Source organism: Streptosporangium sp. NPDC048886 (genome assembly GCF_055586905.1).
Genome location: NZ_JBVJHH010000027.1, coordinates 51,038 through 62,813, shown reverse-complemented (window position 1 = coordinate 62,813; position 11,776 = coordinate 51,038). Strand labels below are relative to the sequence as shown.

Sequence of the window (11,776 nt, the reverse complement as noted above, 5' to 3'; positions counted from 1 at the left end):
ATCGCGCACCCGGCCGGCTCACCGCTGGTTCGCCGTCGCGGCACGCAAAGTGAAGATGTGTGCTGGGTGGATATGGGGATCGAGGCGCACGTAGTTGTTCTGTCGCCAGCGATAGGACTCGCCTGACAGCTCGTCGTCGACGAAGAACTCGGCATGCCAGTCGAGACCGAGAGACGGCATGTCCAGCGACACCGTCGCCTCATGGGTGTTGTGTGGATCGAGATTCACGACCGTCAGCACCACATCGCCCAGGCCGTGCCGTCGTGTGGCCGTGTCGTAGGCGCCGGGCAGCCGCTTGGAGAAGCAGACCACGTCCGGATGGTCGACGCTATGGAACCGTAGGTTACGCAGTTCCTGGAGCGCCGGGTGTGCTCTTCGGAACAAATTAAGTTGCGTGATGAAGGGGGCGAGGCTACGGCCTTCCCGCTCGGCCTCCACCCAATCGCGAGGTCTGTACTGATATTTCTCGCTATCTAGGTATTCTTCGCTGCCCGGTCGAACTGGGACATTCTCCGCAAGTTCATATCCGGCATACACCCCCCAGGTCGGCATCGCCATCGCCGCGAGGACCGCTCTGATCCGGAATGCCGGGACTCCCCCGTGTTGGAGGTATTCGTGGAGGATGTCAGGGGTGTTGACGAAAACGTTCGGCCGCAGGAAATGCGACGTCTCGTGGGAGAGCTCGCCCAGGTAGTCCTCGACCTCCTGCCGCGAGTTCTTCCATGTGAAGTAGGTGTAGGACTGGTGGTAACCCACCTTGGCCAGCGCCTGCATCATGGCCGGCCGGGTGAACGCCTCCGCCAGGAACAGCACGTCCGGGTCGGTGGAGTTGACGTCGGCCAGCAGCCGCTCCCAGAACGCCACCGGCTTGGTGTGCGGGTTGTCCACCCGGAAGATCCGCACGCCGTGGTCCATCCAGAGCCGCACCACCCGCTTGACCTCGGCGTAGATGCCCTCCGGGTCCTTGTCGAAGTTCAGGGGGTAGATGTCCTGATACTTCTTCGGCGGGTTCTCCGCGTAGGCGATCGAGCCGTCGGCGCGGATGTTGAACCACTCCGGGTGCTCCTTGACCCACGGGTGGTCGGGCGCGCACTGCAGGGCCAGGTCGAGGGCGACCTCCATGCCCAGCTCGCGGGCCTTGGCCACGAAGGCGTCGAAGTCCTCGAAGGTGCCGAGGTCGGGGTGGATGGCGTCGTGCCCGCCCTCCTCGGAGCCGATCGCCCAGGGGGAGCCCGGATCGTACGGCTCCGGTGTCAGGGTGTTGTTGCGGCCCTTGCGGTAGCTGTGCCCGATCGGGTGGATCGGCGGCAGGTAGACGACGTCGAAGCCCATCTTCGCGACGGCGGGCAGCCGCCTCGCTGCAGTCGTGAAATTTCCAGATTTAGGGGCGGTGTCCCGGTCGACGATCGCCCCCTCGGACCGGGGGAAGAACTCATACCAGGAGCCGAACAGCGCCCTGCGCCGGTCGACCCTGATCACGTGTCTGGCCGACCTGGTCACCAGATCCCGGAGCGGGTGCGCGCGCAGCAGCTCCGCCGTGTCCGGGAGCTGGGCCACCGAGAACCGGGCGCGCGGGTCGAGCTCCTTGTCGCGCAGCTTGGCCGCCACCGACAGCAGCGCGGCCCGGTGCCCGCAGACGTGGAACTCCGTGACCGCCTCCCGCCCGGCCGCCCGGGGGCCCGGCGCCGTCGCGCCGCCCGCCGCCGCCTTCGCGGGCTTGCGGGCCACGCTCCCACAGTCGGCGGGCCGTACGGCCTTGGCCGCGCGTTCGAAGAGCCGGGCGCCCTCCTCGCACATGAGTTCGGCGTCCATGTCGCGCGGGATCTTGATGCCCGCGTCGTGGAACCAGGTGGCCATGGGGTCGCTCCACGCCTCGACGCGGAAGTGCCAGTCGCCCTCGGCGGGCAGCGTCACCTCCACGCCCCAGCGGTCGGTGCCGGGAGCCAGCTCCCTCATGCGCAGCAGCGGTCCGCGCACGCCGTCCGGGCCGGTCAGCACGGCTCCGGCGGCCACCGCGTCGTGTCCCTCCCGGAACACGGTGGCGGTGATCTCGAAGGTCTCGCCCGCGGCGGCCTTGGCGGGGCGGCGCCCGCAGTCGACCGTGGGCTGGATGTCCTGGATTGGGATTCGTCCGATCATCGCGTCTCAAGGTAGCGACGGCACGCCCGGTACCGCCGGAAAAAAGTCAGTAAAAAGATCTTTGCTTTTTCAAACATCCCGCGACCGGCCTCGGGCAGGACTACGTCCCGCCTCCGCGTGGATGGCCGGTTCCGGGAGGCGGAGTATTGCGGCCCATAGATGCGTTGCCCCAATAGTCCATCTTCATGCGTGTGGGTGGAAGAGTGCGGGACCTCTCACTCTCCGGCGAGTTGCCCGAAGACGTGATCAACCCGGCTTTGATGTGTTTGGGGCTGATTGATAGCGGTGAGGGGGAGACGCGTGAGTGTTTAGGTCGCCCTCGTGGCGCTGAGTAACTAGGGTCTGGCAGCGTGAGAGCAATCCGCAGGTTCACCGTCCGCACCGTCCTTCCTCCGGAGCTGGCCTCCCTCGGCGAGCTTGTGCACAATCTGCGCTGGTCATGGCATCCCGAGACGATCGACCTGTTCGCCGAGGTCGATCCGGTCGTCTGGGAGCGCGTAGGCCACGACCCCGTCGCCCTGCTCGGCGCGGTCGACGCGGGCCGGCTCCGCGAGCTGGCCGCCGACCGCCGTTTCCTGAGACGGGTCGCCGACGCGGCGGACGACCTCCGTGAATACATGACCGCGCCGAGGTGGTACCAGACCATCCCCGACGCGCCCCGGGCCATCGCCTACTTCTCGCCCGAGTACGGCATCGCCGCGGCCCTGCCGCAATACTCCGGCGGGCTGGGCATCCTCGCCGGCGACCATCTGAAGACCGCCAGCGACCTCGGCGTGCCGATCCTGGCGGTCGGCCTGCTGTACCGGCACGGCTACTTCACCCAGTCCCTGTCGCCCGAGGGCTGGCAGCTGGAGCACTACCCGTCCCTCGACCCCGGCGGCCTGCCGCTGACCCTCCTGAAGGAGGAGGACGGCACGCCGGTGCGGATCGCCCTCGGCCTGCCCGAGGGGCGCGTCCTGCACGCCCAGATCTGGGTGGCCCAGGTGGGGCGGGTCCCGCTGCTGCTGCTCGACTCCGACGTGGCCGAGAACGACACCGCCGCCCGTGACGTCACCGACCGCCTGTACGGCGGGGGCACCGACCACCGGCTGCTGCAGGAGCTGCTGCTGGGCGTCGGCGGCGTCCGCGCCATCCGCGCCTACTCCCGGGTCAGCGGCCATCCCGAGCCCGAGGTGTTCCACACCAACGAGGGGCACGCGGGCTTCCTGGGCCTGGAGCGCATCCGCGAGCTGACCGAGAGCAGGCTCTCCTTCGAGGAGGCCCTGGAGGCGGTCCGCGCCGGGACGGTCTTCACCACCCACACACCCGTCCCCGCGGGGATCGACCGTTTCCCGGCCGAGATGATCGCCCGCCAGTTCGGCGGGGACAACGCGTGGCCCACGGTCCCGGTGGAGCGCATCCTGGCGCTCGGCGCCGAGGAGGAGCCGGGCAAGTTCAACATGGCCGCGATGGGCATGCGGCTGGCCCAGCGGGTCAACGGGGTCTCGGAGCTGCACGGCGCGGTCAGCCGGGAGATGTTCCAGGGGCTGTGGCCGGGCTTCGACGCCGAGGAGATCCCGATCGGCTCGATCACCAACGGCGTGCACGCGCCCAGCTGGGTGGGCCGCGAGATCATGGAGCTGGCGGGCAGGGAGCTGCCCACGCTGGTCGAGCGGGCCCAGGGCTGGGAGGGCGTCAACAAGATCTCCGACGCCGACATCTGGAGGATCCGCGGGCAGCTGCGCGGGCGGCTGGTCGAGGCCGCGCGCGAGCGGCTGCGCCGCTCCTGGATCGACCGGGGCGCCTCCCGCGCCGAGCTCGGCTGGATCGACGACGCCCTCGACCCCGACGTGCTGACCATCGGCTTCGCCCGCCGGGTCCCCTCCTACAAGCGGCTCACCCTGATGCTGAGCGATCCCGAGCGGCTCCGCGGGCTGCTGCTCGATCCGGACAAGCCGGTCCAGATCGTGATCGCGGGCAAGGCCCACCCCGCCGACGAGGGCGGCAAGAAGCTCATCCAGCAGATCGTGAAGTTCGCCGACCGGGAGGACGTGCGGCACCGCATCGTCTTCCTGCCCGACTACGACATGGCCCTGGGGCAGCTGCTCGTCCAGGGCTCCGACGTGTGGATGAACAACCCGATCCGGCCGCTGGAGGCGAGCGGCACCTCCGGGATGAAGGCCGCGCTGAACGGCGGGCTCAACCTGTCCATCCGCGACGGATGGTGGGACGAGTGGTACGACGGCACCAACGGCTGGGCCATCCCCACCGCCGACGGTGTCGCCGACCCCGACCGCCGCGACGAGCTGGAGGCCGGCGCGCTCTACGACCTGATCGAGCACGAGGTGGCCGACCGGTTCTACGACCGCGCCTCCGACGGCCTGCCGCTGCGCTGGCTGGAGATGGTCCGGCACACCCTGACCTCCCTCGGCCCCAAGGTCCTGGCCGGCCGGATGCTCCGCGACTACGTGGTCGACCTCTACACCCCGGCGGCCAGGTCGGCGCGTGCCCTGGTGGCCGACGGCTACGAGCCGGCCAAGAGCTTCGCCGCCTGGAAGCTACGGGTGAGCCAGGCGTGGCCGGGGATCCGGGTCGAGCACGTGGAGGCCGCGAACCTGGGCGACACCCCCGAGGTGGGGGCGGCCCTGGAGCTGCGGGCGACCATCGCCCTGGGCGAGCTGCAACCCCAGGACATCCGGGTCCAGGCCGCCTACGGCCTGGTCGGGCTCCATGACGAGCTGGTCGGCCCGGCCTACACGGACCTGACGCTGGAGGCGGACGGCGACGACGGCAAGGCGGTCTTCAGCGGCACCATCCCGCTGGACCGCACCGGGTCCTTCGGTTACACCGTCCGGGTCGTCCCCGACCACCCTCTCGTGGTCGCCCCCTCCGAGCTGGGCCTGGTGGCCGTGCCGGAGGAGCCCGCGGGCATGACCAACGGCACCCTGCGCTGAGCCGGGGACCGGCCGGTTGAGACCGGCGGGCCGGCCGGGGGAGCGGAAGTCCCCCGGCCGGCCCGCGGTCCCGCCCGAGCCGTCCCGGGACGCTCAGGCGATGGAGACCACGACGTCGTCGGCCTTGACGAACATCACGCGGTGGCCGAACTGGATCTGGTAGTACTTCTGCTTCCCGCGGACCACCACGTGCTGGGAGGCGTCGAAGGTCACCGCCCGGTAATACTCGCCCTGGGTGGCGAGGCCGAGGGTGTAGCGCTGGCCGGCGGCGAAGGTGTACTGCAGCGGTGTGATCGCCTGGACCGGCACGTTCGCCGGGTAGGCCTCCGCCTCCGGATAGGCCCTGCCGTACACCGGGACGCCGGCCAGGCCCGGCTTGGGCGTCACCACCAGGCCGCGCGAGGGGACCGCGGTGGGCTGGGCGGCGGGGTTGTGGAACCAGGCCTTCTGGCCGAGATACCAGATCGCCGTCCAGTCGCCCTGGCGCTCGGCCACGGCGTAGCGCTGACCGGTGTTGGCGCGGGCGCTGTGGTCGTAGACGCTGTAGAGCGAGTCACCGGTCGGGTGCTTGCCGATGTCCTTGACCAGCGGGGCGTCCCCGCGGGGCTCGGTGCGCAGCCAGATCGACGACGAGCCGTGCGGCGCGCAGTCGGCCGTGGGGTTCTTGCGGTCGCAGCCGTAGTAGTAGGGCTGGTTCTTGTCGTAGTCGGGCAGGATCATGACCGACTCCGCCTTCGGGCCGCCCGAGCCGTGCAGCGGCTTGCCGAGCAGGTCGAAGTAGTGCGCCCAGTTCCAGAAGGGGCCCGGGTCCTCGTGCATGCCGCGCACGGTGCTCGGCAGGGTGCCCGGCACGTTGTCGTGGCCGATGATGTGCGCGCGGTCCAGCGGGACGCCGTGCCGCAGGGCCAGGTAGCGCACCAGCTTGGCCGAGGTGCGGTACATCGCCTCGGTGTACCAGGCGCCGCCCTCGCCGAGGAAGCCCTCGTGCTCCAGGCCGATCGACTTGGCGTTGACGTACCAGTTGCCGGCGTGCCAGGCGACGTCCTTGGTCTTGACATGCTGGGCGATGTGACCGTCGCTGGAGCGCAGCGAGTAGTGCCAGCTCACATAGGTGGGGTCCTGCACCAGCTTCAGGGAGGGACCGAAGTAGCCCTCCATGTCGTGGATGACGATGTAGTCGACCTTCTGGTTCCGCGGCCGGTCGGACAGGTCGTGGTTGCCGTAGTCGTCGTCCGGCAGGGCCTGGTAGGGCGCCGGGACCCACTCGCAGGAGACCGTGGGCGGGCACTCGACGCCGTCCCGGCGAGGCCGGTGCAGCCCGAGCTTGTCCAGCCACTTCTCGAACTTCTTCAGGCCGGGAACCGCCGCCAGGCCGACCTTCTGCCCGTCGTCGGTGACCCGCTCGGCGCCGCTCTGGATCGTGGTGTACACCTCGTCGGCGAAGAACTTCGCCGCCTCGGCCTCCTCCGCGCCCGAGTAGCGGGCCACCGCGCCGTACCACTCGGCGGGGTCGGCGCTGAGCGGCGCGCCGAGCTGCTTCTGGTAGTCGGCCAGCAGGGCCGCGCCGCCGCGGATGTTCGCGGCCGGGTCGGCGCGGAGCTGCTCGCGGCTCGCGCCGGTGAGCTCGGCGGCCTTCTCCAGGGTCTTGAGCGAGGCGGGGATCTCGGCCGGGGCCGGGGCCTTCCCGGTGACCGTGAGCGGCCGGCTCTCGTCGCCGCGGGGGTCCTCCTCGCCCTGGCCGTGGTGCTCGGCGGCGCCCTCGGTGACGAGCGCGGCGGCGTCGGTGAGGTGCATGGGCCCGAAGCCCGCGGAGTTGCTCGGCCGGCCCGCGTTGGCGTCCCAGCGTGACTCCAGGTAGGACACGCCGAGCAGGATGCTCTCGGGGACGTCGTAGGCCTTGGCGGCCTCGGTGAAGGCCGCCTGCCGGTCGTCGGGGGCCGCCTGGGCGGCCGACGCCGGCTGTATGAGGGCAAGACCGCCGACGGCCATGACGGCTGCGGCCGCCATGCGGAGCGGTGTGGATCGTTGCATGGGGGTGCTCCTCGGCTGGGGGATCCGATGCAAGTCAGACTGCGAAGTTAAGATCGCGATGTCAATAAGTTTCTTCATATTTGTGACACTTGGAGAAGAGTTTCTTCACCGCGTGGGTCCGGCAGGGTGTGAACCGTCTGGACGCGCGCGGATCTCCTCGCGCCGGGCGCCGGACCGCTCTGCTCACGATGGGCGCCGGGCCGCCGGTCAGGCGGCCGCCCGGGGAACGGCTCCGCGGGCTCCTCGGCGACGGCCTCCGGCGGCGGCTCCGCGACGGACGCCTGAGGATCGCAGAACGCCATGCCGGCTTCCCGTGGAAAGCCGGAGAACTGGCCGAACGATTGCCTACGGCGCCGCCGGCCGCTCCCTCAGCACGAGCTCCAGCAGGCCGGGGAAGGCCTCGTCGAACTCCGGCCGGCGCAGCCGGTTGACCCGGCGCGGACCGGCGTCGCGCTGTTCGAGCAGGCCGGCCTGGCGCAGCACCGTGAAGTGGTGGCTGCGGGTCGCCTTGCTGACCGGCAGGTCGAAGGTGCCGCAGGCGCGCGCCCAGTCGGGCTCCCCGGCCAGCTCGCGCAGGATCGCCCGGCGCACCGGGTCGGCGACCGCGTCCAGCGCGGTCTGCAGGGAGACGTCCGCCGGGTGGACGTGGGTCAGGCTCCGGGCCCGGGCGGAGCTGGGCGGGCCGGCCGGTTCTGGCTGTGCGCTCATGTGATCGACCTCCGTCGAACAGCCTAGGAGATCCTGCGGCGGACCGTCTCCCAGCGGGTGGCCGGGGCCCGGGGCGGGCGGCGCCGGTGACCGGGGCGGGCGCCGACGGCCGCCCGCCCCGCGGCGGCGACGCCGGTCGCCCGCCTCGTGGCGGTGAGCGCGCGCGAGGTCACCGGTCGGCCTCCCGCACGGTGGCGGGGATGATGCGGTAGTCACGCCGGAAGACGAGGTTGTGCAGGTCCGCGGCGGCGATGGCGCGCAGAGTGGGCAGCTCGGCGGCGGCCTCGCCGGGGGTGAAGACGTTCATGGGCCACTGGCCGACGGTGCCGCCCTGCAGGTGCGGGTGGTGGAATCCGGCGCCGTAGAAGGCGTGCAGGACGATCGGCTCGATGCCGGCGGCGCGCTGCTCGGGCCAGGCCAGGGCCCAGAGGGCGTCAAGCCCGCCGTCGGCCGTGCGGCGTACGCCGGTGGCGATGATCTCGCCGGTGCCCAGGAGCAGCCCGGAGTCGATCTCGCCGAGCGCCTGGCGGGCGTACGGGTCGAGGAGGGCGACGGCCTCGCGGAAGTGCCGCTCCTTGCCCTGGCGGGAAGCGGCGTGGCCGTGGGTGCCGTCGCGGAGGTCGGCGAAGTGGCGCAGGAGCGCCGCGGCGTGGTCGGGGGCGCCGGTGGTCATGTGGTCTCCCGGGAGTGGACGGCGGCGTAGGCGGTGCCGAGCCGGTGACGGAAAGCGGGGTCGGTGAGGAAGGCGCCGTGCCGGCCGCCGGGGAATCGGAGGAGGCGGGTGGGGGTCCCGGCGGCGCGCAGGCGGCGGGCGTAGGCGCGCACGTCGTCGGCCACGGGATCGAGGGTGCCGACGGCGAGGACGGCGGGGGCCGCCCCGGTGAGGTCGCCGGCCTCGGCCGGGGTGCTGTAGAGCGGGGTGGGGGCGGCGGCGGCCGGATGGCGTCCGGCGCCGCCCCGGTAGTCGCGCCAGGCCGCCGCCAGCTCGGCCGGGCCGGGGAAGGCGTGGGGGCGGCGGTGATAGGAGGGGGCGCGGCAGCCGGGGTCGATCGGCGGGTAGGCCAGGACCTGCGCGGCGAGTGGCCGGTGCCGGTCGCGCCAGACGAGGGCGGCGGAGGCGGCCAGGGTGGCTCCGGCGCTGTCACCGCCGACCGCGACCGGGCCCGCGCCGCGCTCCTGGGCCCAGTCCATAGCGGCCAGCAGGTCGGTGAGGGCGGCGGGGTGGCGGTGGGCGGGGGCCAGCCGGTAGTCGACGCTGACGACGGTGGCCCCGGCGGCGCGGGCGAGATCGGCGGTGGCGGCGTGCCAGCCGGCCGCCGACCCGGCGCGCCAGCTACCGCCGTGGGCCCACACCAGCCAGCCGTGCGGGGCGTGCCCGGGCCGGTAGACCCGGGCGGGCACGTCGTGGCCGGGGCCGGGCAGGGTGACCGGCCACCAGCGGTCGCCGGTGCCGCGGGCGGGCTCCGCCGGCACGGCGCTGTTCACCGACCTGGCGCTGTTCACTGACACGGTGCCGTTCACCGGCACTGGCACGGCGCTGTTCACCGGCACGGCGTTCTCCGCTGTCATGGCGCTGTTCCCTTCGGGCGGCGGGGCGGGCGCCGGCGCCCCCGGCGTCGCCGGGGGTCCGGTACGTCCCGGGGCGGGTCACTTGACCGCCGCGCGCCTGTCACGGCGGGGGGAGAGGAAGGCCCCGGCGAGCAGCGTGCCGGCCAGGACCAGGGCGGAGTTGACCAGGACGGCGAGGCTGACACCGGACAGGACGGCGTCGGGGCCGGTGGTGCCCAGGCCGGTCATGCGGGCGGTGGCGATGGCGCTCATGATCGGGATACCCATGGTGATGCCGACCTGCTGGGTCATCGTGGCCAGGCCGGTGGCCAGCCCCTGCTCGGAGTCGGGCAGACCGGAGGTGGCGGTGACCATGAAGCCGACGATCATCAGCATGTTGCCGACGCCGCCGATGAAGGTGGCGGCCAGCAGCAGCCAGATCCAGGCGCCGGAGGTGCCCAGCGCGACCAGGGCGAGGGTGGCGGCGGCCTGGACGGCGCCGCCGGCGACGATGGTGGCGCGGTTGCCGAACCGGCCGACGGCCTTGCCGCCCAGGGTGCCGCCGATGACGGTGCCGACGCCCAGGACGCCGAAGGCGAGCCCGGTGGCCAGCGGGGAGTAGCCCAGCACCTCCTGCAGGTAGAGGGTGAGCAGGAAGACCAGCGAGGTCTCGGTGACGAAGGCGATCAGACCGGTGGTGTTGCCCCAGATCACGCTGCGGCGCTTCATGATGCGGACGGGGACGAGCGGGGCGGCCGAGCGCTTCTCGATGAACCAGAAGCCGACCAGCAGCACGGCCCCGGCGGCCAGCGCGGCCAGGGTGGCGGGGGCGGTCCAGCCGCCCTCTCCGGCCTGGGTGAGGCCGTAGACCAGGGCGAGCAGGCCGCCGGTGACGGCGATCGCGCCGGGGACGTCCAGCTTGGGGCGCTCGGCGGGGCGGGAGTCGGTGATGACGGACGGGGCGAGGGCCAGGACGAGAGCCGCGACCGGCACGTTGACGAAGAACGCCCAGCGCCATGAGAGCAGGTCGGTGAGCAAGCCGCCGAGGATGGCGCCGGCGGTGAAGCCCGCGGACATGAGCGCGCCGTTCAGGCCCAGGGCCCTCTCCCGCAGCGGCCCCTCCTTGAAGGCGGTGGTCAGCAGGGAGAGCCCGGCCGGGGTGACGGCCGCGGTGGCCAGGCCCTGCAGCACGCGCGCGGCCAGCAGCATCTCGGGCGAGGTGGCCAGGCCGCCGAGGACGGAGGCCAGGCCGAGCACGGCCATGCCGCCCAGGAACAGGCGCTTGCGGCCGAACAGGTCGGCCACCCGGCCGAACAACAGGGTGAAGCCGGCCGCGGCCAGGGCGAAGGCGGTGGCGATCCACTGCAGGTCCGACAGGGCGAATCCGAGGCCGGCGCCGACGACGGGCAGTGCCACGTTCAGGATGGAGAAGTCCACCGCGATCATGAACTGGGCTCCGAGGAGCAAGGTCAGCACCAGCTTCTGCCGCCCTGTCATGTGGGCCTTCCGCCGGTGGTCGGCCGCGGACGCCGGTCCGGCCTCCGGGGCGTGTGGAGCGTGATCGAGCACGGACATGGGAGTCCCTCCTGAAAAAGGGGAAGTTCTAACGGGGCTGTGGTTCCGTTAAGATGAGACGACCATAGCACCGGTGGGCACTTAAATGGAACTGGAGAACCGTTATGACCGTTGAAGGCGCGGAGCCGGGGACCGTACGGCCCGGCGGCAGGACGGCCCGGGTGCGGGAGGCGGTCCTGCGGGCAGCCGGGGACTGCCTCGCGGAGCGGGGCTTCGCCCATCTCGACCTCGCCGACGTCGCACGCCGCGCGGACGTCGGCAAGACGACGGTCTACCGCCGCTGGGGCACCACCACCGGCCTGGTGGCCGACCTGCTGGTGGACATGGCCGAGCAGTCGCTGCCGCGCACCGACACCGGCTCGCTCATCGGCGACCTGAAGGCCAACGCCCGCCTCGTCCAGCGCACGCTGACCGACCCGCGCCAGGGCGCCCTCTTCAAGGCCATGATCGCCGCCGCCACCTGTGACGAGCGCACGGCCGAGGCCCTGCACCGCTTCTACGAGACCCGCGTCAAGGAGTGGGCCGTCTGCGTCGAGCAGGCCGTGGCCCGCGGCGAGCTGCCCCCGGGCACCGACGCGCAGGAGGTGATCCGCGCCGTCTCCGCCCCCCTGTACTACCGGCTGCTGGCCAGCGGCGGCCCCCTCGACGAGGCGTGCGCCGACCGCGCCGCCGAGGCGGCCGCGGCCGCGGCGCGCGCCGGCGCCTACCGCGGCTGACCCCGTCGCCCGCGGGCCGGCCGCGCCTCGCGGAGGGCTGTGACCAGCGACTTCATCGATCCATGCGGGCGGTTCCGGGCGCGCGCGAAGTATTGTCCGCCTCCCGGGGTGGGAATGGCTACAGAG

Annotated in this window: 9 protein-coding genes; 2 read left to right on the top strand and 7 right to left on the bottom strand. The window is 72.2% G+C overall.

From position 1 onward, the window contains the following. Nucleotides 1-18 precede the first annotated feature (18 nt). A complete protein-coding gene (locus tag ACZ6R6_RS30195) occupies nt 19-2,139 on the bottom strand; it encodes an alpha-1,4-glucan--maltose-1-phosphate maltosyltransferase (RefSeq protein ID WP_470098975.1) in 2,121 nt (706 codons plus the stop codon). A gap of 350 nt (nt 2,140-2,489) precedes the next feature. Here ACZ6R6_RS30195 and glgP point away from each other — a divergent pair, with 350 nt between their 5' ends. Continuing rightward, nucleotides 2,490-5,072 carry an alpha-glucan family phosphorylase gene (gene glgP, locus ACZ6R6_RS30190; protein WP_470098974.1) on the top strand — a complete coding sequence of 861 codons (2,583 nt, stop codon included), beginning with the start codon at nt 2,490-2,492 and terminating at the stop codon, nt 5,070-5,072. Between the two features lie 93 nt (nt 5,073-5,165). Here glgP and ACZ6R6_RS30185 read toward each other — a convergent pair whose 3' ends face one another. The 6 genes from ACZ6R6_RS30185 to ACZ6R6_RS30160 form a co-directional block, all read right to left on the bottom strand. Then, nucleotides 5,166-7,103 (bottom strand): N-acetylmuramoyl-L-alanine amidase, encoded by a 1,938-nt coding sequence (locus ACZ6R6_RS30185; protein ID WP_470098972.1) that lies wholly within the window; start codon nt 7,101-7,103, stop codon nt 5,166-5,168. 345 nt (nt 7,104-7,448) lie between these two features. Continuing rightward, nucleotides 7,449-7,811, bottom strand: a complete 363-nt coding sequence (locus ACZ6R6_RS30180) for an ArsR/SmtB family transcription factor (RefSeq protein ID WP_470098970.1) — start codon at nt 7,809-7,811, stop codon at nt 7,449-7,451. Nucleotides 7,812-7,834: 23 nt separating this feature from the next. Then, nucleotides 7,835-7,984 carry a hypothetical protein gene (locus tag ACZ6R6_RS30175; protein ID WP_470098968.1) on the bottom strand — a complete coding sequence of 50 codons (150 nt, stop codon included), beginning with the start codon at nt 7,982-7,984 and terminating at the stop codon, nt 7,835-7,837. Further along, nucleotides 7,981-8,484, bottom strand: coding sequence for a hypothetical protein (locus ACZ6R6_RS30170; protein ID WP_470098966.1), 504 nt, complete (start codon nt 8,482-8,484; stop codon nt 7,981-7,983). The genes ACZ6R6_RS30175 and ACZ6R6_RS30170 overlap by 4 nt, the downstream gene beginning before the upstream one ends. After that, on the bottom strand, nt 8,481-9,380 hold the full coding sequence (locus ACZ6R6_RS30165) for an alpha/beta hydrolase fold domain-containing protein (protein ID WP_470098964.1): 900 nt from the start codon (nt 9,378-9,380) through the stop codon (nt 8,481-8,483). The genes ACZ6R6_RS30170 and ACZ6R6_RS30165 overlap by 4 nt, the downstream gene beginning before the upstream one ends. A 78-nt stretch (nt 9,381-9,458) precedes the next feature. Next, on the bottom strand, nt 9,459-10,934 hold the full coding sequence (locus tag ACZ6R6_RS30160; RefSeq protein ID WP_470098962.1) for an MFS transporter: 1,476 nt from the start codon (nt 10,932-10,934) through the stop codon (nt 9,459-9,461). Between the two features lie 104 nt (nt 10,935-11,038). On the opposite strand from ACZ6R6_RS30160, the gene ACZ6R6_RS30155 reads away from it, so the two are divergent. After that, on the top strand, nt 11,039-11,650 hold the full coding sequence (locus ACZ6R6_RS30155; RefSeq protein ID WP_470098960.1) for a TetR/AcrR family transcriptional regulator: 612 nt from the start codon (nt 11,039-11,041) through the stop codon (nt 11,648-11,650). Nucleotides 11,651-11,776: the final 126 nt, after the last annotated feature.